This window comes from Candidatus Enterococcus testudinis, assembly GCF_002140915.1.
In the GTDB taxonomy this organism is placed as follows: Bacteria; Bacillota; Bacilli; order Lactobacillales; family Enterococcaceae; genus Enterococcus_D; species Enterococcus_D testudinis.
On record NZ_NGKU01000001.1, the window covers coordinates 2778390 to 2803093 of the forward strand.

Annotated in this window: 24 protein-coding genes and 1 other annotated feature; of the genes, 6 read left to right on the forward strand and 18 right to left on the reverse strand. The window is 42.8% G+C overall.

The window, feature by feature from the left end:
• Nucleotides 1-10: 10 nt before the first annotated feature.
• The 12 genes from A5886_RS13500 to nox all read right to left on the reverse strand — a co-directional run bounded on the left by A5886_RS13500 (nucleotide 11) and on the right by nox (nucleotide 9402).
• Entirely contained in the window at nucleotides 11-634 is a 624-nt protein-coding gene (locus A5886_RS13500) for a PepSY domain-containing protein (RefSeq protein ID WP_086275610.1), read from the reverse strand.
• Nucleotides 635-732: 98 nt separating this feature from the next.
• On the reverse strand, nucleotides 733-2091 hold the full coding sequence (locus A5886_RS13505; RefSeq protein WP_086275611.1) for a sensor histidine kinase: 1359 nt from the start codon (nucleotides 2089-2091) through the stop codon (nucleotides 733-735).
• A complete protein-coding gene (locus A5886_RS13510; protein WP_086275612.1) occupies nucleotides 2081-2785 on the reverse strand; it encodes a response regulator transcription factor in 705 nt (234 codons plus the stop codon). The genes A5886_RS13505 and A5886_RS13510 overlap by 11 nt, the downstream gene beginning before the upstream one ends.
• A 171-nt stretch (nucleotides 2786-2956) precedes the next feature.
• The gene (locus tag A5886_RS13515; RefSeq protein WP_086276071.1) at nucleotides 2957-4381 is read right to left on the reverse strand and encodes an ABC transporter ATP-binding protein; all 1425 of its coding nucleotides are present in this window, start codon (nucleotides 4379-4381) and stop codon (nucleotides 2957-2959) included.
• Nucleotides 4378-5070, reverse strand: coding sequence for an energy-coupling factor transporter transmembrane component T family protein (locus tag A5886_RS13520; protein WP_086275613.1), 693 nt, complete (start codon nucleotides 5068-5070; stop codon nucleotides 4378-4380). Before A5886_RS13520 ends, A5886_RS13515 begins: the two co-directional genes overlap by 4 nt.
• A 20-nt stretch (nucleotides 5071-5090) precedes the next feature.
• The gene (locus A5886_RS13525) at nucleotides 5091-5678 is read right to left on the reverse strand and encodes an MptD family putative ECF transporter S component (protein WP_086275614.1); all 588 of its coding nucleotides are present in this window, start codon (nucleotides 5676-5678) and stop codon (nucleotides 5091-5093) included.
• Between the two features lie 183 nt (nucleotides 5679-5861).
• The gene (locus tag A5886_RS13530) at nucleotides 5862-6146 is read right to left on the reverse strand and encodes a type II toxin-antitoxin system RelE/ParE family toxin (RefSeq protein WP_086275615.1); all 285 of its coding nucleotides are present in this window, start codon (nucleotides 6144-6146) and stop codon (nucleotides 5862-5864) included.
• Nucleotides 6133-6429 (reverse strand): type II toxin-antitoxin system RelB/DinJ family antitoxin, encoded by a 297-nt coding sequence (locus A5886_RS13535; protein ID WP_086275616.1) that lies wholly within the window; start codon nucleotides 6427-6429, stop codon nucleotides 6133-6135. The genes A5886_RS13530 and A5886_RS13535 overlap by 14 nt, the downstream gene beginning before the upstream one ends.
• Before the next feature lie 173 nt (nucleotides 6430-6602).
• A complete protein-coding gene (rplT, locus tag A5886_RS13540; protein WP_054115105.1) occupies nucleotides 6603-6962 on the reverse strand; it encodes a 50S ribosomal protein L20 in 360 nt (119 codons plus the stop codon).
• 62 nt (nucleotides 6963-7024) lie between these two features.
• Nucleotides 7025-7225 carry a 50S ribosomal protein L35 gene (gene rpmI, locus A5886_RS13545; RefSeq protein ID WP_003128650.1) on the reverse strand — a complete coding sequence of 67 codons (201 nt, stop codon included), beginning with the start codon at nucleotides 7223-7225 and terminating at the stop codon, nucleotides 7025-7027.
• A gap of 60 nt (nucleotides 7226-7285) precedes the next feature.
• Nucleotides 7286-7807 (reverse strand): translation initiation factor IF-3, encoded by a 522-nt coding sequence (infC, locus tag A5886_RS13550; RefSeq protein WP_054115106.1) that lies wholly within the window; start codon nucleotides 7805-7807, stop codon nucleotides 7286-7288.
• A gap of 48 nt (nucleotides 7808-7855) precedes the next feature.
• Nucleotides 7856-7979, reverse strand: a sequence feature (ribosomal protein L20 leader region).
• 88 nt (nucleotides 7980-8067) lie between these two features.
• A complete protein-coding gene (gene nox, locus A5886_RS13555) occupies nucleotides 8068-9402 on the reverse strand; it encodes a H2O-forming NADH oxidase (RefSeq protein ID WP_086275617.1) in 1335 nt (444 codons plus the stop codon).
• A 335-nt stretch (nucleotides 9403-9737) separates the two neighbouring features.
• Between nox and A5886_RS13560 the strand changes: the two genes are divergently transcribed.
• Entirely contained in the window at nucleotides 9738-10370 is a 633-nt protein-coding gene (locus A5886_RS13560) for a pentapeptide repeat-containing protein (RefSeq protein WP_086275618.1), read from the forward strand.
• Here A5886_RS13560 and A5886_RS13565 read toward each other — a convergent pair.
• Together A5886_RS13565 and A5886_RS13570 are read right to left on the reverse strand one after the other, a co-directional pair.
• Nucleotides 10367-11272, reverse strand: a complete 906-nt coding sequence (locus tag A5886_RS13565) for a magnesium transporter CorA family protein (RefSeq protein ID WP_086275619.1) — start codon at nucleotides 11270-11272, stop codon at nucleotides 10367-10369. The two genes, A5886_RS13560 and A5886_RS13565, sit on opposite strands and share 4 nt — an antisense overlap.
• A gap of 84 nt (nucleotides 11273-11356) precedes the next feature.
• Nucleotides 11357-11998, reverse strand: coding sequence for a deoxynucleoside kinase (locus A5886_RS13570; RefSeq protein WP_086275620.1), 642 nt, complete (start codon nucleotides 11996-11998; stop codon nucleotides 11357-11359).
• A 301-nt stretch (nucleotides 11999-12299) separates the two neighbouring features.
• Between A5886_RS13570 and mvk the strand changes: the two genes are divergently transcribed.
• The 5 genes from mvk (at nucleotide 12300) to A5886_RS13595 (ending at nucleotide 18455) form a co-directional block, all read left to right on the forward strand.
• Nucleotides 12300-13232 carry a mevalonate kinase gene (mvk, locus tag A5886_RS13575; protein ID WP_086275621.1) on the forward strand — a complete coding sequence of 311 codons (933 nt, stop codon included), beginning with the start codon at nucleotides 12300-12302 and terminating at the stop codon, nucleotides 13230-13232.
• A complete protein-coding gene (mvaD, locus tag A5886_RS13580) occupies nucleotides 13225-14232 on the forward strand; it encodes a diphosphomevalonate decarboxylase (protein WP_086275622.1) in 1008 nt (335 codons plus the stop codon). The genes mvk and mvaD overlap by 8 nt, the downstream gene beginning before the upstream one ends.
• A gap of 4 nt (nucleotides 14233-14236) precedes the next feature.
• Nucleotides 14237-15316: a phosphomevalonate kinase gene (locus A5886_RS13585; protein WP_086275623.1), complete on the forward strand. Its 1080-nt coding sequence runs from the start codon at nucleotides 14237-14239 to the stop codon at nucleotides 15314-15316.
• Nucleotides 15316-16356, forward strand: a complete 1041-nt coding sequence (fni, locus tag A5886_RS13590; RefSeq protein ID WP_086275624.1) for a type 2 isopentenyl-diphosphate Delta-isomerase — start codon at nucleotides 15316-15318, stop codon at nucleotides 16354-16356. The genes A5886_RS13585 and fni overlap by 1 nt, the downstream gene beginning before the upstream one ends.
• 191 nt (nucleotides 16357-16547) lie before the next feature.
• Complete coding sequence (locus A5886_RS13595; protein WP_373404606.1) at nucleotides 16548-18455, forward strand: heavy metal translocating P-type ATPase; 1908 nt, start codon at nucleotides 16548-16550, stop codon at nucleotides 18453-18455.
• Between the two features lie 17 nt (nucleotides 18456-18472).
• Here A5886_RS13595 and celB read toward each other — a convergent pair whose 3' ends face one another.
• The 4 genes from celB to pnp form a co-directional block, all read right to left on the reverse strand.
• Nucleotides 18473-19822 carry a PTS cellobiose transporter subunit IIC gene (celB, locus tag A5886_RS13600; RefSeq protein WP_086275626.1) on the reverse strand — a complete coding sequence of 450 codons (1350 nt, stop codon included), beginning with the start codon at nucleotides 19820-19822 and terminating at the stop codon, nucleotides 18473-18475.
• A gap of 23 nt (nucleotides 19823-19845) precedes the next feature.
• Complete coding sequence (locus A5886_RS13605; RefSeq protein WP_086275627.1) at nucleotides 19846-21225, reverse strand: glycoside hydrolase family 1 protein; 1380 nt, start codon at nucleotides 21223-21225, stop codon at nucleotides 19846-19848.
• A 119-nt stretch (nucleotides 21226-21344) separates the two neighbouring features.
• On the reverse strand, nucleotides 21345-22133 hold the full coding sequence (locus A5886_RS13610; RefSeq protein WP_086275628.1) for a DeoR/GlpR family DNA-binding transcription regulator: 789 nt from the start codon (nucleotides 22131-22133) through the stop codon (nucleotides 21345-21347).
• Nucleotides 22134-22337: 204 nt separating this feature from the next.
• Nucleotides 22338-24455 carry a polyribonucleotide nucleotidyltransferase gene (gene pnp / locus A5886_RS13615; RefSeq protein ID WP_086275629.1) on the reverse strand — a complete coding sequence of 706 codons (2118 nt, stop codon included), beginning with the start codon at nucleotides 24453-24455 and terminating at the stop codon, nucleotides 22338-22340.
• Nucleotides 24456-24704: the final 249 nt, after the last annotated feature.

A 24704-nucleotide genomic window follows, 5' to 3' on the forward strand; every position in this document is an offset into this window, starting at 1 on the left:
TGACAAAGGATTAGTCATCGATTTCAGTTTCTAAGACTTCTCCCGTTTGGGCATTGATTTTGACTTTGGTTTGGGTATTGCCTTCTTTGACTTTGACTTCCCAATAGGTGATGTTCATCTCTTTATCAAGATCCCAATCCGCGGCTTCACCGCCGCCAACTTCTTTGACTGCAATGTCAGAGATTTCAGTCAAAGAAAGTAAATCTGTGATCGTCAATTGGTCTTCTGCTTTTTTGACACCATTTTGCTCATCTGCATCTAACGCTTCCTTCCGCTCTTCAGATACCGCCTTTGTTTCAGCATCGACGGTCAATTCATATTCATTATTGTCATCGACACCTTCGATTTTATAGAAGTAGTTACCAAAGGTCGTGTCCAATTCTAAAGATGTGACCACCGCATCCTTATAGGTGTCTTGAAAGACTTGGATTGCTTCTTCAACGGAAACTGAGGGTAATGCTGAAGTAGTCGCAGTCCCTTCACTCGTGCTTTGGGTCGTTGATACCACTGTACTAGACATCGTTGTTGATGAACTGCTGGCGGTACTTTGTTCAGCGTTGCTTGGCTCATTTTGATTACAGCCTGCCAATAACCCGATGGCAGCAAGCCCCATAAAAATGGTTGATTTCTTCATAATTGTTCCTCCTATATGCTTTCTTGTTTGTACATCTAGCATACCAAGAGCTGGATAAAAAAGAATCAAAAATGCTTGAAAGTTGAGTGAAGAAATCTTCATATTAGATGATTTTTCGAAAAATCAACCACAAAGACACTCCCTTTTGGCTGATTATCCGCCACCGTGATGGTCGCTTGATATTGGTCAGCAATTTGTTTGACCAGTGATAAGCCAATGCCCGAACCGTTGATTTCACTTGAACGAGAATCCTCTACTCGATAAAAGCGATCAAAAATACGGTCTTTCTTATCATCAGGAATACCGATTCCTTGATCAGCTACCGACAAATAAATGTGTTGATCCTTTTGACCAAAATGAACATGGATCATTGTCTCAGCGGGCGCATATTTAGCTGCATTTTCTAATAGATTTTGTACCATTTGTTGGAAATCTGTTTTTACGCCCTTCATCATCAGGGGCTCTTCAATGACATAATCGATGGCTTGCGTACTGACAATCGCTTGTTTCTCACAGACTTCTCTTATCAGTTGTCCGACATCAAGGGTTTGTGTCTGTTTGGTCATGGGCTGTTTTTCAAGATCTAGCAACTGATTACTGAGAATTTCCAAACGTTTAGACTCTTTGTCTATAAATTCTAAAGAAGCAGGAATCACTTCAGGATGCGCTGCACTTCGACGCTGGATCAACTTAACGTGTCCGCGAATCGCTGCGAGAGGTGTCCGCAATTCGTGGGAGGCATCCGCAATGAACCGTTTTTCACGGGCAATCGTTTCCCGTTGTTCTTTGAGTAGCTGATTGAAGGATATAGCTACCGACTGGATTTCAACAGGTTCTCGCACCACTGTCAGTTCGCCGCTTTTACCCGATTCGATGGCTGTAATTTCCTTGGCCATCGATGTCAATTTTTGACTCCATTTGCCAACGCGCCAGTAAATCAACAGACTGCCGATAACAACTGCAGCAAGATTCAATAAACTGCTGATCCACAATAACCCATAGGCCAATTCAACACTGGCTTCGCTGTTCAAAGCGATAGTCACTTGATCACCATTGATTTCCTCTGTTTTTGTATAATAGACGTCTTCCTCACTGAGGACAATCCCCTCCAGCAAAGGAATGATTTTACCTGTCGCCAACGCGGGGAACACTTCGGTTGCTTCTTCCGAATTGTATACTTGTCCATCAGCTTGCCGGACCCGTAAGGCACTTTCTTCATCAGCCGACACATAAACATCGATTACTGCAGGCCACCCACTTTTCGCGGCATGTCCTTTTTCAATGGTTTCAAATACTTGATCTGCTTGATCTGCTAGTCGTTCGTACAAATAGCCAATCGACAGCAGAATAAAGACCAGATTGAAAAACAACATAACCGCTCCCAGCAGCAACGAAAACTGACGGGTCAACTGGAATTGTGCGGTGTTTCGCCGCAGAGCTTTCTGATTAGTTTTCATTGACTATCCTCATGACATAACCCACACCACGGACCGTTTCAATCATCGTTTCCTCTGTATATTCGGCCAATTTGTTGCGCAATGTCCGAATATAGACGTCGACTACATTGGTTTGCCCATCATAATGATAGCCCCAAATTTCATTCAATAAGTCATCCCGCGTTTTGACGACACCAGGTTCTTTAATCAGTTCGTACAAGATACCAAACTCTTTGGGGGTCAACTCAATACGCTCTTCCCCAATCGTAACCAAATGCTTTGCTGCATCTAATATCAATTCGCCAGCAGCTAATTGCGTTTGTGTCTGCTGCAATTGAGCGGTTTTTGCTACGCGGCGTTCAATCACACGTATTCTCGCAAATAGCACTTCGATGTCGAAGGGCTTTGTCAAATAATCATCCAAACCTAGATCAAGTCCTGCAACAACATCCGCTGTTTGATTGCGGGCAGTCATCATGACGATCGGCACATCACTATTTTTTCGTATACGGCGGGCAACAGTCATTCCATCATAGATTGGCAACATCCAATCAAGTAAGATCAAATCAAAGGATGACGTTTCTTGCTGAAACAGCGTCAATGCTGCTTGACCATCCTTAGCCCAAATGGTGTGATAGCCTTCAAACGTCAATTCTTGCTGAATAAAACTCGCCAAACTCTCTTCGTCTTCTACTATCAAAATTGTGAATACCATCTTGATTCCCCCTAAAGAAATGCTTGATTCTATTCTAACGGATATTTTCTTCAGTCGCTAATCGATTGACAGTAAATCGGATGAAGATTTTTTCATACTGGCCATATATGTAGTCAATCCAAAAAAAAAAGACCATTTCCTACCTAAATAAGAACGGTCTAAACTATATATTTATAAAGAGCTTGTCGATGGATCGCTGACCAGTTCTCCTTTCGATAATCGAATCACTTGCGGGCAGGTCCTTTGCAGAAATTCTTGATCGTGACTAATGATCATCAAGAGGTCAACTTCTTGAGCGATTTGCTGAAGCAAGGTACTAACGGCTTCCATCTGTTCCAAATCTAAGCCGCTGGTTGGCTCATCAAAAAACAAGAACCGTTTGCCGGATAATAACGCACTGGCAATCGCCACCCGCTGTTTTTCGCCACCGGACAACGTTTGCGGGTGACGTTTCAATAGCGGATGCAACCCCAATAAAGACACGATTCTTTCAAAGTCTGCCTGCTTTTGGGCTTTGACCAATAATTCTTTTTCAACGCTTTCAAAAAACAATTGCAAATTGACATCCTGCATCACAAGGAAACTATTTTGCAGCAACTGTTTTTGGGTCCAAGACTGGCCATTTATTTGAAAAGAAGCTTTTGGTGCTTTTTTTAACCCTGAGAGCACTTGAACCAATGTTGATTTTCCCGCACCATTGGCCCCTGTGATACCGATAACTTGTTTTAGGGGCAACGTCAGCACAGGAACCGAAATAGCCCATGGACGTGTCGGCTTTTTTTTAGTTTGTTTGATTGTTATTCCTTGCGCCGTCAGCACCTGATCCGCTGCATCAATGGCCGCTTGATTGTTCTTTATGTGGGGCTCTTGCAATTGCCTTAAGCCGAGATCATGAATTTCCTGTGGACTGAACGCACCGATTTCATCAGCTGGATATACCTGTTTGATTCCCCCGTGATCAAGTAGACAATACCGATCTGCCAAAGCAGTCAAATAGGACAAACGATGTTCCGCGATCACTAGCGTTTTCCCTTGGCGCTTCAATTCAGACAATGCATAAACCAACTTCGCCAATGCCGCGGCATCTAGATTACTTGACGGTTCATCTAGTAAAAAAAGATCATGAGGCAGCATCGCAGCAGCAGCCAGCGCCACCAATTGCTGCTCTCCCCCAGATAAATCAAAGACACTTGTGGATAATAATGAAGCAATATCAAATTGGCGGGCCGTTTCTTCAATGCGCTGACGTATCAAAGCTGGATCAATACCAGCATTTTCCATCGAGAAGGCCAACTCGGCATAGACATCGGTGGTAAAAAATTGCGTTTTCGGATTTTGAAAAACAACGCCGATTTTCTGTGCATAAGCCGAAAAATCAGTGACTGGTAATCTATGATCATCCACTTGAATCTCGCCCTTGACTGTTGCTGGATACAATTCTGGAATCAATCCATTCAGGACATTCAGAAGGGTGGATTTGCCACTTCCGCTGGCACCGCACAAGACGATCACTTCGCCGGATTGGATCGTCAAAGAAAGATCTGTCAATACATGCCTTTTTTCTCTAATCACTTGAACCTGTTTCAATCGAATCACATCAGCCACACCCTTCCTATCAAAAAGCCGCATAACACCAATAATACGCACCCATCACGCCATTGCAAGGTTTGGTCGTACACAGTTGTATGCCGCGCGTCCGCAGCCAACCCTCGAACCAAGGCGGTTGCAGATAATTCAGTGGCTGTTTTATCTGCAGACATCAGCAATGGAATCAGAAGATACTCCAGCGACTGGACAGGATGCAAGAACAAAGACACCCCGGTCACACCAATTCCCCGAAAGCGCATCGCCTGCCTGATCCGTTTGAAATCCTGGATCAATGTCGGGAAAAAGCGGAACAATACTGCCAAGGGTACCAACAGCACGTTTGGCATATGAATTTTCTGCAGAGCGGCCATCCATTCACTATTTTTCGTCCCGCTGACCGCAAAGACGCCAGCCATAATCGTTGGCAATAAACGGCGATACCCCACCGAAAAGAAATCAAGGATCAGTACCCACAGGTGATCCCCTTGAGCAAATAATTGCTGATCTGTCCAAGTCAAAAACAAGAATAGCAGATATAAGGCAAGACCTTTCTTCCAGAATCCACTCCACACAAATAGCAGGAAGAGAAACGTCACAAATAGACATTCCTCTTCCCAACGCATGGGAATCATCATTGTGAAACTAGCGAAAAGAATCACCGCCAACTTGGTACGGGGATCAAAAACTGATTTATTCACCACATGTCATCCTTTTTTTATCATTGATCGGCAGTACGAAAATGCTTGTCATATAACCGGCTGCCTATAAATAATCCCGCAATGGCGCCTACCAAGACCGCCACCGCACATAACGCAAACATCGCTGTGGTTGTATGGGCAAAGACCCCATTGATATAGGCATCGTCTTTCCCCCGAGCAATCAATGAATCGATGTAGGCATTTTTCATGAACCATAACGGTAAAATCGGGCCCATCAACCCAAAACTAAAGACAATATAACTGACCATGATCTTTACTTGTGCCGTTATTTTCGTATGGTAAAGAATCAAATCAGCAGCCAAGGCACACAACATATTAGGCAAAAAGGCCAATGGAAAATGACCTGAAATCAAAAAAAAGAGCCCAACTACGGTACCCATAATGGTGATTGCGCCAAATTTTGGTACTTTGTGTAATAAAATAAGATAAATCACGCCAGAAAATAATGCCGTCACTGCTGGAATAAATAAATTATGAAAACCAGGAATCACAAACCGCAATATCAAGAGACAAACACTCATCAATAGAAAATAAATCGCTGTATAAATCCCAACAGCAATCAAATCTTGGACCTTTAATTTCTTCACTTTCGATACGCTCCTTCTGTCAAACAGAGAGAAAAAACAACCATTGAATCCATCTCTGCTCGTTAACCAAACTCTTAGTTACAAAGTTTGAGTATACCACAGGAAGGTGTGGATCTAGTGGATATATGCTCATGGAACAAGCCAATCCCATTGAATCGGTATTGGCTTGCTTGGTTTTTTATATTATCTAAATAGCTCTGAGTGACTGCCTGTTCTCTCAAAAATAATCGTCCCATCAAAATAATAGAATATAACGATCCAATCACTAGTTATACCACCTATATGGATATCCCACCGCTTAGGAATTTGATTTTTAGGTTCCAATGGATGTAGTTTATAGGCCATATCTAATTCTTCTTCATTGATAAGCAACGACATCGCCAAATGCAACTTTTTTATAGGCTTTCCCTGCTTGATCAACTTTTTGACATCCTTATCAAAACGCGTGGTCGTTTTATAATTCAGCATGCGCTTCCTCGTCTGCTTCTTTTTCCATTCGCGCAAAATAGCTGTTCAAGTCTTCATGATTGACTACATTCTTGCTTTTTATGAGATTCTCAGTTTCTTTAAATGCTTGCAATGTTTCATCAGTTGGTTGGAATGGCATCGTTTCAATCTCAAAGGGAAATTTTCCAGTTTTAACAAACTTCGTTAAAAAAATCTTTACAGCTGCAGACGTATTCATACCCACATCCTCAAACATTTTGTCTGCATCACGTTTTAAATCATCATCAATTCTAATCGTTGCCAAGATAATACCTCCTTTTCTATGATTATAGCATATGTCGCTAATAATCAGAACATCTAGCTACAAATGTATACAAAACATTACTATCATATAAATTTTCATAAAGATTCTAACATTTTTTTATGAGTAAGAGAGAAAATAAAAAAACCTCACCCAAAAAAGAGTGAGGACATTGATTATTTGTTTAAAGCGTCTTTTGCTTGGTCAGCCAATGCAGTAAATGCTGTTGCATCGTTTACAGCCAAGTCAGCTAACATTTTGCGGTTGATGTCGATTTCAGCTAATTTCAAGCCGTGCATCAATTTTGAGTAGCTTAAGCCATTCATACGAGCCGCTGCGTTGATACGCGCGATCCACAATTTACGGAAGTCGCGTTTCTTTTGACGACGATCGCGATATGCGTAACTGTATGATTTCATTACTTGTTCTTTTGCTGTTTTAAATAAAGTGTGTTTAGAACCGTAGTAACCTTTTGCTAATTTAAGCACTTTTTTACGACGTTTACGAGTTACTGTTCCACCTTTAACACGTGCCATGTATAATTCCTCCTAATTTGAAAATCACTCATTATTTGTTTACGTAAAGACCGGTGACGCAATTATTTCATGCGTGCTAATTGTTGACGGATACGTTTGTAATCGCCAGCTGAAACCATTGAAGCTTTACGCAATTGACGACGTTGTTTTTTTGTTTTTCCGTGGAAACGGTGACTAGTAAATGCACGGAAGCGTTTCAATCCGCCGCCGCCAGTGCGTTTGACGCGTTTTGCTAATCCGCGGTGTGTTTTTTGTTTTGGCATAACTAATTTCCTCCTCAAAATCTTTCGTTATCTGACTTTAAACTGAAACTCAGTGAGTCATTATTTATCGTTTTTTGGTGCTAATACTAAGAACATACTGCGGCCATCCATTTTGGGCTTTTGCTCAACAGTTGCCAAATCAGTTGTTTCTTCAGCTAAACGATCCAACACTTTCTGACCAATTTCTTTATGGGTAATGGCCCGGCCTTTGAAACGGATAGAAGCTTTCACTTTATCGCCTTTTTCAAGGAATTTACGTGCATTACGCAATTTTGTGTTGAAATCATTCACATCGATCGTTGGACTTAAACGAACCTCTTTGATACTGATTACTTTTTGTTTCTTACGCGCTTCGCGGTCTTTCTTTTGTTGCTCGAAACGGTATTTTCCGTAATCCATAATTCTTGCTACTGGCGGTTTTGCATTTGGTGCCACCAATACCACGTCAAGGTTTGCTCGTTCTGCAATTTGCAATGCTTCAGCTTTACTCTTTACACCAAGTTGTTCGCCGTTTTGATCAATCAAACGCAATTCACGTGCACGAATGCCGTCGTTTACCATCATATCCTTTGCTATGGTCATTCACCTCCGAGTTTTTTGAGAGAAAGAAAAGCTTGTCGATTCGAAATCAGACAATAAAAAAAACGAGTTCTTCACGAACCCGCACGTACTCCATACAAATAAATGATTGGAATCCTATTCTGCCCAGCAAGATCATCACTCAGGCGAGAAGCGGGTGCTTCTACTTTTATTTCTCAACTCTTATAGTATACAGGCATTTCAAACGTTTGTCAATATTTTTTACACAAAAAAACCGAGGCCCCTGGCCCCGGCTATCCGTATTATTCAGCTTTCAATGCAGCCATAGTAATGTAGTTATATGGTTGGTTGAAATGTGGCAAGAAGAAGATATCCAATAATTTCATCTTGTCGATCGTTACGCCTTCTTCAATTGCTAGTGAGAACATATGGATACCCATAGCAATTTCAGATGTACGAGAGGCCATTTGCGCACCTACGATCCGACGTGAATCTTCTTCATAAACGATGCGGATTTTCACCGTTGCATTTTCTTTTATAAAGCCTGGTTTTTGCGTGTCTTCATAATCAGAGTACTTCACTTTCAAACCATTGCGTTCAGCAGCTTCCACAGATAAACCTGTTGAAACCATGTTATAGCCAAAAATCGAGATCCCGTTCGACCCTTGCACACCTGTTGACTCTAGAGAAGTACCACCGATGTTATGCGCAGCGACGATCCCTGAACGTACAGCATTGGTTGCCAAGGCAATATATGTTGTTTGTTGCAAAGCATTTGAGTAAACTGTTGCACAGTCACCTACTGCATAGACGTCTGCATCACTTGTTTGTTGATGACGGTCTACTAAGTATGCACCATTGGCAAACAATTCTAAATGATCTTTGCCTAATTCGTTATTCGGTAAGAAACCGATCGCGTTGATGACTAAATCTACTGGGTATTCGCCACTGTCCGTCACAACTGCTTCTACTTTATCAGTTCCTTTATATTCACGCGCCAATTCGCCGAAATGCAATTCGATGCCATTGTCTGCTAAATTGACATCCATATCATCTGTAAACCATTTGTCATAGTAGTTTGGCAACGCACGTGTCGCTGCATCAAACAATAGTACATTTTTACCACGACGTTTTGCCGCTTCCGCAATCTCTACACCGATGTAACCAGCACCGATGACAGCTACGTTTTTCACTTCGTCTGAAGCCAATTCTTTGTCCACTGTTTGGCCATCTTGGAATTTCTTCAAGAAATGAATATTTTTCAAATCACGACCAGGTACTTTGGGTGAGATTGGTACAGAACCAGTTGCAATCACGACTTTATCGTAAGATTCAACCACTTCTTCACCTGATTGTGTCACAGCATGTACTTCTTTTTTCTCGAAGTCGATGTGATCAACAATGGTTTCCATATAGACTTTAGCCCCTTTGGCTTCGAAGTCTTCACGTTTTGTATAAAATAATCCATCATATGAGTCGATTTGACGTCCAACCCACAATGCAGTCCCACAACCTAGATAGCTTAAGTTCGTATTCCGATCGATCATGACAACTTCTTGATCTTGATAATTGTCTAATAATGTATTCGCGGCTGCGATTCCTGCATGGTTCGCGCCAATGATTACTGTTTTTGTCACGGTATATTTCCTCCTTTTGTTTACATTGTCATTATAGCTAGATTGTGAAAAGAACAACTATCAATTTTTTCGCATTTCTCAAAAAAAATGACAGTTTTCGCAAGTCCTACCGCTTTACTTGCATGAAACTGACGGATAAGTCCCTTGAATATCTTGATGCAAATGACAGATTGTGAATTTTTCGTTTAATTTTAATGTTGATTTCCACTCATATAAAAGCATTCTCACGCCCCATTGAATAAATTTCACAATATCAACAGGAATCACAGGAAGAATCCGCCCCCGCATATCACCCGACATGGTATACTAGAAAAAAAGTTTGAAAGGATCTTATTATGGCTAAATCATACTTGCCCCTCCCTCCAACGCTCCCAACACTCGTAACAGAAGATTTCTATTTAGAAGAGGAAAAAATCTTCGAAGGTGCGTTCTTTGAAGACGCAGATTGTAGTTACGACACCTGCAAAAACCTCGTCCTAAAGCAATGTCAGCTCAAAAAAATCACCCTGCAAAAAACACGACTTGAACAATGGGAATGTCAACATGTCGTCTTTGAACAGTGTGATTTTTCAAACCTTGAGTGTTATGGCGCCAGCTTTCATCGCGTCATCTTCAAGCAATGCAAATTGACTGGCACCAATTTTGCGGACAGCTATTTTCGTGATTGCACGTTTATCGACTGTACTGCCAATTTCTCTTCATTCAGCAACACCAATATACGCACCATGCTAATCGACCATTGTCAGTGCAATGACAGTGAATTTACTGAGATTGATTGGAAACACTTGACCTTCAAGGATAATCAGTTGAATAACAGCAACTGGATCCATACGCCATTGGCTTCATTAGACTTTAGAAGCAATCGCTTTGAACAAATCGCTCTTTCCACGGATCAACTAAAAGGGCTCATCGTCGATCAGGAACAAGGATTGATCATTGCTGCTGGTCTTGGTTTAGTTATCGACTAGCGAATGCGTCGCCAAAGGGCAACCAACATCCAAATCGAGAGCACCAAGCTGATCAACAAAGCGATGCCCCATCCAAAAATAGAATTGGTAAAAGGCAATGGGACGTTCATGCCGAAGAAACTAGTTACAATGGATGGTACGGTCAATAACAAAGACCAGACCGTCAAGAATTTCATGGTGTCATTTAGATTATTGTTCAATAAGTTATTGTATGTACCCGACAGCTGTTCCAAAATCTGAAAAGCCAGCTGGGTCATCTCTACCGCTTGCTTGGCTTCGATCAGGGCATCATCTAATTGTTCTTTTTCGTCGTCATCCATGACACGATATATCGACAACGCTTTGATTTGTTCCAACAGTACCGCATTTTGCTTGGTAGCGGACACCAAAAAAACCAGCCCTACTTCTAAATCGGACATCTGCAACAAGTTCTTGTTCGTCGTTTTTTCCCGCAGCCTTTGATTCAATTGGATACGATCACTATTGACTTCTTCCACTAATGGGAAAAAGGTCCCCGATATCAAAAACAGACTTTGAAACAAAAAATGGATCGGTGTTTGCAGTGGTGATTGTGCAATCAGCCGCTCCATCATGGGAATCACATATTGTGTGTGCTGCGAGGAAAAAGTAAACAATTGCTGCTTTTTTAAGATAAAGGTCATCGGACTCGTTTCGAAATGATTGTCTCGCTTATCTTGTTGCGGCACATTGTAAACAACCAACAGGGCTGCTTCTTCGGTATCATATTCTACCCGTGCCCGTTCGTTCTTATCTAATGAATACGTCAACATCTCATCAGAAAGATGATACTCTTTTTGCAATGCAGTGATACTCGCGGCATCTTGCTGATCCACTTGGATCCATTCATAGTTGCCATCGTTGAATACATGTTTCTTTTCCAAAGCGTTCCCTCCGTCCTTTTCTTTATTATAAAAGAAAAAAAGCCCCAAGCCTACTTATTCGCGGCCTTGGGGCAAATGAATTATTTAACGTACGTCTTTTAGCGCTTCTTCAACCATGGTCAACACAGCTTGTGCTGCTTCAGGATCTTCCACAAAGTTGAAACGATCACCATCGATTTGGATTTTTGGACTTTCGTTATACTCCTCATACCATTGATCGTACCGTTTATTCAATTCTTCATAGTAATCATATAACGTCGGATCAAAGGTCAATTGCTCGTATTCACGGCCACGTTTTTGGATACGTTCTAACATCGTGTCAAATGACACCCGAATATGCACCAATAAATCAGGATGCTTTTTGTAGGCAGCATAGGGTAATTCTTCTAACATATTGGCCAATAATTCGTCATACACTTTGACTTCAGTATCTGTAGCCCGACCCAGATCGGCATTCAAGTGGAATAACAATGAATCTTCATAGATTGAACGATCTAAGACATTGTTATCGTCAGTCATCGCTTTTTTGATACTGTCAAATCGCTTATTCAAAAAATAGATTTGTAATAAAAACGCATATTTGTTTGGATCCGCATAAAATAAAGGCAGCACTTCATTGTCATCGATGGATTCATAAAAGGCTTCGCTGCCTAAATGATTGGCAATCAATGCTGTTAAACTTGATTTACCGGCACCAATTGTTCCTGCTAATACGATCACGCTCATATCCCCCAACTCACTTACACTAAATATTGTATGTTTCTTTTGCGTTACCAACTATACAATACTATATCTTGTGCCGTCAACTGGAATTAATGAAGCATAAATAAAAATTTTTTTCAACAAAAGTTTAAAGATTTTTGCTTTTTTTGCAAATCTCTATCGGAATGCTTAACGAATCAGCGATCTTCTAGTAGAATAGGAAAGGATCTTTTATTTAATTATTTTCTTGTCAGTCGTTTTTTACGTTCATGATATATTAAAAAGATACAGGTGGGCAGTGCTCCCTAAAGAAATGAGGAAAAACATGTCAATCGGTAGTGGCATAGCTACGGGTAAAATCATCTTAATGGGGGAACATGCCGTTGTGTATGGCGAACCCGCCATTGCTTTCCCCTTTGCCGGGGCAAAAGTACAGGTCGAAATAGCAGAAAGCACAGCAAACACATTGATCTCCAGTTACTTTCATGGGTTGCTGCAAGATGTGCCTGTTCACATGGAAAATGTCAAAGAACTTCTGTTGCGCTTGCAACAAGATTTTCAGACAGGACCCTTTCAAACAACCATCGTCAGTACGATTCCTTCTGAGCGAGGTATGGGCTCTAGTGCCGCAGTTGCTGTTGCCTTGACCCGGGCTTTTTTTGATTGGATCCATCATGCGTATCAAAAAGAAGAATTGATGCAGTACGTTGATTTTTCTGAAAAAATCGCCCATGGCAATCCAAGTGGGATCGATGCTGCTGCAGCGAGTGGCCATGATGCCATCTATTTTGTCAAAGGACAAGCCATCACTTCTTTTCCATTGACGATCGATGGGTATTTAGTCGTTGCAGATACGGGAATCAAAGGTCAGACCAGAGAGGCAGTCAAAAGTGTTGCCCAGCTCTTTGATACCAATTCTTCGTTGGCACATCAGGCAATCCAACAACTTGGGCAAGAAACAAATCGGGCCAAACAGGCCATTATCAACAATCAACTCGTCGCTCTAGGGCAGGCCATGAATCAGGCGCACCAGGCGCTGCAATCATTGGGGGTCAGCAATACTCGTTTAGACCATTTGGTTGCGACAGCCAGACAACATGGAGCCTTTGGCGCCAAATTGACCGGAGGGGGTCGTGGCGGGTGTTTGATTGTCTTAACTGATACGAAAGAAGCGGCTGAAACAATCAGCCATATTTTATTGTCCGAAGGCGCTCGTGCGACTTGGATGCAAGGATTAGGAGTTTATGAACATGTATAAAGGGAAAGCACGTGCGTATACAAACATTGCATTGATCAAATACTGGGGCAAAAAAGATGAAGCATTGATTTTGCCAATGAACAATAGCCTTTCGTTAACATTAGATGCATTTTATACAGAAACAACAGTGACGTTTGACAAAACGTTCGCAGAAGACCAATTTTTCTTAGATGATCAACAACAATCCGCATCGGCCACCAAAAAAATCAGTGCTTTCTTAGATTTGATCCGCGCCGAGGCGAATTGTCCGTTTGCTGCTTTGGTGGAAAGCCATAATTTTGTACCAACAGCTGCCGGATTGGCCTCTTCTGCAAGTGGTTTGGCGGCTTTGGCCGGCGCTTGTAACGAAGCTTTGGGGATGGCGCTTTCGCCAGAAGCCCTCTCGCGTCTCGCACGTAAAGGGTCTGGTTCAGCTTGCCGTAGTATTTACGGCGGCTTCGCCGAGTGGCAACAAGGAACAGATACTACTTCTTATGCCATCCAAGTCCCTTCTAACCAATGGGAAAATGACTTAAGTATGATATTCATTCTGATCAATGATCAGGCCAAAGAAGTGTCCAGTCGTGATGGCATGCGTCGAACAGTGGAAACCTCCAGCTTTTATGATGGGTGGTTGACGAGTGCAGCCGCAGACTTGCAGACGATCAAACAAGCCATTGCCGAACAAGATTTCACTGCTTTAGGCGAAGTAGCAGAAGCCAATGCCTTGAAAATGCACGCGACGACACTAGCGGCGCAACCGCCATTCACTTACTGGTCGCCAGAATCATTACGGGCCATGGATTGTGTTCGTCAGATACGCCAGCAAGGTTTGCCTTGCTACTTTACAATGGATGCTGGTCCAAACGTCAAAGTCCTTTGTCAAAAGCAAGATGAACAAGCGATTTTACACGCGCTGCAAAGTAATTTTGCACAAGACCAGCTCGTGTTGGCCCATGCTGGTTCAGGTTTGACTGCATTGCCTGTCAATGACCACGCAACAACTATCATCAAGGAGTGACAACATGATTGAACTATCGGTTCCCGGAAAATTATTTATCGCAGGTGAATACGCGGTGGTCGAACATGGTCACCCCGCCATTATCGTAGCTGTCGATCAATTTATCAACATCACGATCGAGCACGCCAAAAACAACGGCAGTATTCAATCTGCGCAATACAGCGACTTGCCGATCCGTTGGACAAGACGTAAAGGCGAGTTGGTCTTGGACCACCGCGACAATCCCTTTCATTATATTTTGGCTGCCATCCGTTTGACAGAAAAGTATGCCCGTGAAAAAGGAATCACTTTGTCCTTTTATGACTTAAAAGTGACCAGTGAATTGGATAACTCCAATGGCCGCAAGTATGGTCTAGGATCCAGCGGTGCTGTAACAGTAGCAACAGTCAAGGCACTGAACCTATTTTACCAATTGAACATGGATCGATTGACCCAATTCAAAATCGCTGCCTTGGCTCACTTGGCTGTACAAGGCAATGGCTCCTGCGGCGATATCGCGGCTTCTTGCTACGGTGGTTGGTTGGCATTTTCGACCTTTGACCATGATTGGGTCTTGACCCAGCAGAAGGAACGATCGTTGACTGATCTACTGGCATTGGATTGGCCAGGTTTATCGATTCGTCCTCTGACCGTACCTAAATCATTGCGTCTGCTGATTGGTTGGACCGGTTCTCCTGCGTCTACTTCAGATTTGGTCGATCAAGTCTACCAATCAAAAGAAGCCAAAGAAACTGCCTATGCTGATTTTCTTGATGCCAGTAAAGCGTGTGTCAATCGATTGATTGACGGTTTCCTCAATGAAGATAGCCGAACCATCAAAAAAATGATCACTGAAAACCGCAAATTGCTAGTAGGATTATCCGCATGGACAGGTGTATCGATCGAAACCCCTGCCCTCAAGAAATTATGCGACTTAGCCGAAACATATCGCGGTGCTGCCAAATCTTCTGGTGCTGGCGGTGGTGATTGCGGGATTGTGATCGTCGATCAGAAAACCGGCATTTTGCCGTTGATGAGCGCATGGGAAAAAGCGGATATCATCCCATTGCCATTACATGTCTACCATTATCGGGAGGATCAATGATGAATCGAAAAGATGAACACGTATCATTAGCCAAAGCCTTTCATAAAGATCATAGCAATGACTTCGATGCCGTCCAATTGGTCCATCATTCCTTTCCAGGCATTGATGTCGATCAAGTATCGATTGCGACAATGTTGTTTGATCGCCGATTTGCCAATCCTTTTTTTATCAATGCAATGACTGGCGGTAGTCAAAAAACGCAAGTCATCAATCGTGATTTAGCAGAAATCGCTCAAGCTTGTGATTTGATGATGGCCACAGGCTCTGTCTCCGCTGCCTTGAAGGACCCAACGGTTGCTGACTCTTTCACAATTGTCCGTAAGACCTTTCCAGAAGGCTTCTTACTGGCGAATATTGGGGCGGGTAGTCCTGTGGAAAATGCCCAACGTGCCGTTGATCTGTTTCAAGCGGATGCGTTGCAGATCCATCTCAATGCCCCGCAAGAATTGGTGATGCCTGAAGGTGATCGTGACTTTCGCCAGTGGTTGACATTATTAGAAAAAACGGTGGCACAAGTCAAAGTACCTGTGATCGTTAAAGAGGTTGGTTTTGGCATGTCCCGTGAAACGATCCAACAATTGCTCGATATTGGTGTAGAAACCATCGATGTCGCAGGCAGCGGTGGGACAAGTTTTACACAAATCGAAAATGCCCGCCGCAAAAAACGCGACATGGCTTATCTTGATTCCTTTGGTCAATCGACCGTGATTTCTTTATTGGAATCAAACGAAGTCAATCAACCCTTCACCCGCATTGCTTCTGGCGGCATTCGAGATGCTTTGGACATTTTTAAAGCCCTATGTCTAGGGGCACAAAGCGTGGGTCTATCCGGTACGATTTTGAACTTATTATTGACCAAAGGCAAAGAAGAAACAATCACCATCATTCAATCATGGCAAGCACAATTACGATTGCTCTATACAATGGTCGGTCAGACGCAAACCAGTGATCTGACCAATGTCCCTATCGTATTCAGCGGTCCTGTGAAAGATTGGTGTGAAGCAAGACGGATTCCCTTGACGACTTATAGTTTCCGTTGATGCCCCCCTCACTGAATGAAGAACGTATCATTTCACGCAAATGATACGTTCTTTTTTGATTTCTGTTTCGCTGCGTACTTGATAATCACTTTCATTATCAAGTAGTATATTTTTTTACAATCATACTGGTCCATATGTTATGCTGAGGATGAAAATAGGAATTATCTTTGAAACAAGGAGGAGATTAGATGATGCAATCAACTATTTCAGCCATGATATCTACCCTATTCTGCCTTGTCCTGATGCTGATAGGGCTTGCTTTATCCTACCTCAGCCTGCCTTTTAGCGAATTGGCTTATGGACTGGCTATTTTGGTTGGTGGCTGGAAACAAACCGGGGAAGGCTTGGCAGAATTATGGATAGACCGTTCACTCAATGTTGATTTGTTAATGGCATTTGCCGCCATTGGAGCTTGTACAATCGGCCATTGGTTTGAAGGTGCAATGCTGACTTTCATCTTTTGCTTAAGTGGTGCCCTGGAAGAATATACCACCAATAAAAGCACCAGAGAAATCAGCTCATTGATGGCTTTGAAACCAACCACCGCTCAACGTGTGCTTGCCGACGGCCAATTTGAAGAAGTTGCGGTTGAAGCATTGCACTTGCAAGATACGATCTTCGTCGCAAAAGGCAGCGGGATTCCTATCGATGGTCAAATCATTCATGGGACAAGTACAGTCGATGAAGCAGCCCTCAGCGGCGAATCTTTACCAGTAGAAAAACAACCCGGAGATGAAGTCTATGGCGGCACGATCAACTTAGGTCAACCGTTATTGATCACAGTCACCCATACCAGTGAAGAGACGCGGTTCGCAAAAATCATTCAACTTGTGGAAGAAGCACAACAATTGCCTAGTCAAACTGCTACCTTGATTGAAAAAATCGAGAAAGTCTATGTCCCCATCGTCATGATCATGGTGCCGGTGATGATTATTTTGTGCACACTGTATACCGGTTGGGGCTTTCAAGAAAGCTTTTATCGCGGCATGGTTCTGCTGGTAGTTGCATCGCCTTGTGCACTCGTTGCTTCTGCTACACCAGCCACTTTGGCGGCAATTTCTCATGCCGCCCGTATCGGTGTTCTATGTAAAGGCGGGCAAGCATTGGATACATTCGCTCATATGCAAGCCATCGCGTTTGATAAAACTGGAACCTTGACCAATGGCACACCTGTCGTCACTGATGCTGAATTCTTCGTGGCTATACCGGATCTGCCTCGCTTGATTGTAGGCATGGAATCACAGTCTGCCCATCCATTGGCAGAAGCCATCAGAATGTATTATCACGATACCGAACCATTGTCTATGCAGGTCACGGAACAAGCAGGTGTTGGTTTGGCTGCAGACTATCACGGCAGTCATTGGCAAATAGGCAAAGAAGCCGATAGTTCTAATCTAACTCCACAACAAATTGGACAGCTGAAGCACTTGAAAACCCAAGGGAAAACAATGATTTATATCAGCCAAGATCGGCAGCTTGTGGGTTACCTCGCACTATTGGATCAACCACGAGCCGATGCCCAAGCATGTATCCGTTACTTTCGTGCCTTAGGCATCCATACCACGATGCTGACAGGAGATCATCAAGGAACCGCACAACGCGTGGCGACCGAAATTGGCATCGATGACTTTCTCAGTGATTGCCTGCCTGATGAAAAAACCACCGCAATCAAAGAAATGAAGGCACGTTTTCACACCAATGCCATGGTCGGCGACGGCATCAATGATGCCCCCGCACTTGCTACTGCTAGTCTCGGCATTGCCATGGGGGAAGGAACGGATGTCGCCATGGATGTTGCAGATATCGTATTGATGAAAAATGATCTCTCACGCTTGATCGACAGCCATCGCTTGGCCCGGAAATTACAACGGATCATTAAACAAAACATCATTTTTTCAATCAGTGTCATCCTACTCTTGATTGCTTCGAACTTCTTGAGTTTCTTAACATTGCCCCTCGGCGTCGTTGGTCATGAAGGCAGTACGATTCTAGTGATTCTCAATGGTTTACGGATGTTGATTCCTTTAAGAAAAGAACAACAGCAGCCTTCCTCTCACTGCAAAGATTGTGTCTTATACCAAAAAATGCAGCACATCTAAACGATGCGCTGCATTTTTTATGCTTGATTTTCTTTGATTCCTTCTTGCTCAGCAAACAATTTGCCATCATACATTTTGAAGAATGGATAGTAACAGACGATCGATACACCTAAGTTGATCAATGCAATCAGCACCGCACGAAAATCGCCGCCAGTACCTAAGAAAGCCCCAATACCTAACGGGGAGATCCAAGGAATCCCTGTAATGATTTTATTCACGAAACCAACCGATGATGCAAAATATGCAATAGACACATTGATCAACGGTGTGATAATGAATGGAATGATCAAATACGGATTATACACGATCGGTGCACCAAAAATCACTGGCTCATTGATGTTGAACAATCCCGGGAGAATGGCAGCTTTGCCGAGTACTTTTAATTGTTGCGATTTTGCTGCAAACAACATCAACAAAACCAAACCAAGGGTACTGCCTGCACCACCGATGAAGATATACATATTCACAAAATCACCTGCAAAAATGTTATTGGCACCATCGATATTCTCTGTCAATGCGACCAATAAGATCGGATTGATAAAACTATTCTTGATAACAGCTGTCCCGTGGACACCCACGGCCCATAGAAGATGGATCAATAACATGATCACAATGATCCCCAACCAAGAACCTGTCAAATCTTTGACAAATTCAAATGGTTTGGATAAGAGACCATGTAAATCCGTATGAAACACAGCGAGGACACCGTTAATAACGAGCATGACGAAAGCAATCAAGATTGCTGGAATCAAGGATGCAAACGCCTTACTGACCCCATCTGGAACCCCTTCTGGCATATGGATCGTAATTTTGTGTTTGACACACAATCGATACATCTGCGTCGCCAAAACAGCGGTAATGATTCCGATAAAGATCCCCACTCCGCTAAAACGCGTGATCCAACCACCGACAGCAATCCCGTTATATATAATAGCCGTATCACTTTCAGATTGAAGCAATTGTGCTGCGCCATCTGTAATATCCACCTGAATGATCGTCAACAAGAAGGCATAAAGACCAAGAATCGCGCCAACAAAACTGCTGACATCAAGTTTATCCTCTTTGCGATATATATCGGTCAAGTAGTATCCAGTTGCCAAACAATAAAAAACTGCAATCGAGCCAATCGACATTGTTGTCGCTACAGTATATAAAGGCGAAAATTTCAAAATCGTTGCTTCAAAAAAACCGGCCAGCGGTGGAATGATCTGCGGCAAATTATTGATGATCAAGAAAATCGAACCCACGATCGTAAACGGGACAGTAATAATTCCCGCTTGCATAATCGCACGGATAAAGCGCAGATTCGCCACTTTGTTCAAAGGCGGCATCAAGCGTGTTTCTAAAAAGGTAAAGACACTATTCATATTTTACTCCTCCAACCAAGGGTTTACCCTTCTTCAATCAATTTTTGGTACCAATAAAAACTATCTTTCTTATAGCGCTTTTGCGCTTTCTCATCCGCATCTGTCCGATCGACATAGATAAACCCATAACGCTTCTTGATTCCTTCGTGGACACTGATCAAATCGATCGCTGACCATGGGCTGTATCCAATCAATTCAACCCCCGCATGGATAGCTGCTAAACATTGCTCCGTGTGCTGGGCCAAATAGTCGATACGGTACTCATCATGGATTTTTTCATCATCGGTCAAATGATCCTCCGCACCAAGGCCGTTCTCAGTAATAATAATTGGCAAGTGGTACCGATCATAAAGCGTTTGTAACGTGGTTTTCAATCCCAATGGATCGATCGTCCAATTGAAGGCATTTTTTTTCAGATAGGTATTGGTAAATCCTTTATAAAATCCGCGTTCCATAATGTCTTCACTTTGCTGATCACTGATCCCATTTTTCATATCACCTGTTGTCGTTGGTTGCTCAACTGTCACTGTCGTATAGAAATTCATTGCGACAAAGTCAGGCAAAGCTGTCTTCATCAAGTCTGCATCCCCAGGTGCAAAAGTGATATCAATATTGTTTTGACAAAGGTAATCACTGAATACTGCATTGTAACGACCAAAACAAGCAAAATCTAGATAGGCCCAATTACGCACACTATTGAAGTATAATGCTGCTTGGTTGTCTTCTGGTTTGCTTGTTGCCGGATAAACCAACGAAATATTCGGCACTGGACCGATTTGCCCACCAGGAACCAGCGTATGACACCGATCAAATGCATATTTCTCTGCCATCATTAAGTGATGAAATTGCTGATACTTTTCATTGAGGGGAATCTCTTTGCCTAAAATTTTACGATCGACAAGCAACATGATATTCGGTTCATTGATCGTTAACCAATGGGTCACACGGTCGCCATATGCTTTAAACAACGTTTCAGCATATTCTTTGAATGCAGTCACCGTTGCGCGATTCGACCAACCACCTTCATCTTCTAATGCTTGCGGCAAGTCAAAATGGCTTAACGTGATGTATGGCTGGATATGATATTTCAGCAATTCATCGATCACATCACTATAATGATCCAACCCTTTTTGATTGATTTCCCCACGGCCATGGGGAAAAATTCTCGTCCAAGCAATTGAAAAACGGAAAATCTTGATGCCTAATTCAGCAAGCAAGGCAATATCTTCTTTGTAATGATGATAATGATCGACAGCTACTGTAAAGTCAGCAATCTCATGATTATCACGTGGACGGGTATCTTGTACACTTAATCCTTTCCCGTCAGTTGCATAGGCCCCTTCGGTCTGATGGGCAGAAATCGATGCCCCCCATAAAAAATCTTTTGGAAATGTTTTGTTCATATCGTTCTCCTAACTCTATTTAGTAAAGCGCTTTCTGATACTTAGCGTAATCTTTTACCCTTCAAAAAACAACCCTTCACCAGCAACCGTTCATGAAAGCTTTTTTATGAACGGTTGTTTCAATCCTGCAAACGAGTTGGGTCAGTCAGCAAGTGTATCTTGACACCCGCTTGTGCAAACTGCTGTTGCATCGGTAAAGGTACCTCCCCGGAGACCAGTAAATGATCTGCAGAAAAAGTCCGATCAATCATAAATCCCGGTGCTTGCCCCATGTTTTCCCCATCTGTATAAATGATTGTTTCACCTGTTGTATGGTGCAGCATCGTCCGATAAACAAATGACTCTGCTAACGTACGGCTCGTGATTTCATGTGCATTGATGCCATGCACCTCTACAATACATAGATCCGCTTCAAATCTAGCGAAAGTCCATGTCGCAAGATCACCAACTAATGCATTTGTTTGTGCTTCTAACTCCCCTCCACACAAATAGACGATACCAGATTGCCCATTCTGCGTAACTGACAATGCTTGGTAGTCATTGGTAATGATAGTGAGATCCCTTTCCATAAGCGCACCTATCAAAGCCGTTGAGTGTCTGCTAGCACCAATAAAAATCCGTTGCTTGTTTCTTACAAATGACTGACAACTTCTGATAAGGTCTGCTGTTGATATTGCAGATGACAATGCTTGCTGACTGTATAAGCTGTTTGCCTTTTTGATCCGCACACCACCATAATATCGCTCTATTAATCGCTTCTTTTCTAGAAACAACAAATCTCTACGTATCGTAACCAGGGATACATGAAAAAAAACCGCCAATTCGTTCACGGTCGCTTGCTCCCTTTCTTCAATAAATTGGATCATCGCTTCACGCCGTCGATAGACGCTCCCTTGACTCGCCTTCATTCTACACTCCTCTCCTAGCGAATATTTTGAATTATCTCTTATTTTACCGTGTAACGCAAAGAATAAATCTGAATTGTGTTCTCAATAGTATTTTGCTGAATATTTGGTGTGTGCGCTAAATGATGGACAAAAAAAAGACAAAGCCGAATCGAATCTGGCTTTGTCTTTTGACAGATGATTTGACACACAAATCACCCGTATTGTTTATTTTTGTTCCGTTTTTTCTTCGTTCAGCAACGCTTTTCTTGAAAGATTCACACGGCCTTGTTTGTCGATTTCAGTGACTTTGACTAAAATCTCATCGCCTTCTTTGACCACATCTTCTACTTTGTTGACCCGTTCATTGGCCAATTGTGAGATGTGGACCAAACCATCTTTGCCTTTGATCAAGTTGACAAATGCGCCGAATTTTTCTACGCGGACAACTTTTCCAAGGTAGACTTCGCCGACTTTGACTTCTTTGGTCAGCTCTTCAATGATCTTGATTGCTTTCTTGATCATTTCTGCATCAGCAGAAGCAATCGATACTTTGCCATCTTGATCGATATCGATTTTAACGCCTGTTTCTTCGATGATTCCGTTGATCGTATCGCCACCTTTTCCGATGACATCTTTGATTTTGGCTGGCTCGATTTGGATCATTTCGATCTTCGGTGCATATTGGCTCAACTCTTCTCTAGGTGCAGCTAAAGTTGAGGTCAATTCATTCAAGATCTCCATACGGGCTTTCTTCGCTTGTGTCAAAGCTTCCGTCAAGATTTGTTCTGTGATTCCTTGGATCTTGATATCCATTTGTAAGGCAGTGATCCCGTCTTTGGTTCCTGCAACTTTAAAGTCCATATCGCCTAAGTGATCTTCTAGTCCTTGAATATCTGTCAAAATCGTGTAGTTTTCACCGTCAGAAACCAGACCCATCGCAATCCCAGCAACTGGTGCTTTGATTGGTACACCGGCATCCATCAATGCCAATGTGCCAGCACAGATACTTGCTTGAGAAGAAGAACCATTTGATTCTAATACTTCCGCAACCAGACGGATTGTGTAAGGGAAGACGGTTTCGTCAGGAATCACTTGCGCCAATGCACGTTCACCTAACGCACCGTGACCAATTTCACGACGACCAGGTGATCCCGCGCGGCCAGTTGAACCCACTGAGAATTGTGGGAAATTATAATGGTGGATGAATCGTTTTGATTCTTCTACGCCTAAGCCATCAATGATTTGATGTTCACCTAATGGTGCCAATGTACAAGCAGACAATGCTTGTGTTTGTCCCCGGGTAAATAATCCTGATCCATGGACACGTGGCAATAGACCCACTTCTGAAGCCAATGAACGAATCTCATCTAATTTTCGGCCATCAGGACGGATTTTATCGATGGTAATCAATTCACGTACAACGTCTTTTTCAAGGTCTTCCGCAATTTGTTTCACTTCTTTTAGGAATTGCGCTTCTTCTTCGTGACCTGCAAATTTTTCGGCATAGACTTCTTTGACGGTATCTTTGACTTGATCGATTTCATCTTCACGAGCCAATTTTTCTTCTGTCATTACGGCAGTTTTCATTGTTTGATAATACGCATCAAAGATTTCTTTTTTCAAATCAGCATCGACTTGCAGTAATTTTACTTCCATTTTTGGTTTGCCAACTGCGGCAACGATTTCCTCTTGGAATGCAACCAATTCTTTAATGGCGTCAAAACCGAAAAGCAATGCGCCTAGCATATCTTCTTCAGAGACTTCTTTGGCACCTGATTCGACCATGTTGATGGCTTGTTTGGTTCCAGCGACAGTCAATTCGATATCTGTCTGCTCTGCTTGTTCAACAGTTGGGTTCAAAACATATTCGCCGTTGACACGACCAACATCGACACCCGCGATTGGGCCGTCAAATGGAATATCTGAAATAGACAATGCCAATGATGAACCAAACATCGCAGCCATTGCAGGCGTGCAATCTTGTTCTACACTCATCACGATATTAGTGACTTGCACTTCATTTCTAAATCCATCCGCAAACATTGGGCGGATTGGACGGTCGATCAAGCGAGCTGTCAATGTCGCCGCAGTACTTGGACGACCTTCGCGTTTGATAAAGCCGCCAGGGACTTTACCTACTGCATACATTTTTTCTTCATAGTTGATCGTTAATGGGAAAAAGTCCGTATCTTTTGCTTCTTTAGACGCAACAGCTGCACTTAAGACCACCGTATCGCCATAGCGCACCAAAACGGCACCATTGGCTTGTTTGGCCATTTGACCAATTTCAACTTCTAGTGGGCGTCCGCCCCAAGTTGTTTTGAATACTTGTTTTTCTGTCATGTTTTGCTCCTTTGGGCTGATCCAAGTAAGTCACTACTAAACAAATGAAAAAATCGGCATCCTTGTCCGCTGCTTTCATTTGGTTAGTAGGATACTGCTCACTAGGATCCAGCATGATTTTTTCACAACTTTTGATTCACCACTTCAAAAGCAATGCTTCCTGTCTCTTAGTCACTACGGTCGCTTCGCTCCCCTAGTACTATTCATCATCTGCTCTGTACGGCTTGCGCCGTCCAGTCGCAGTGATTC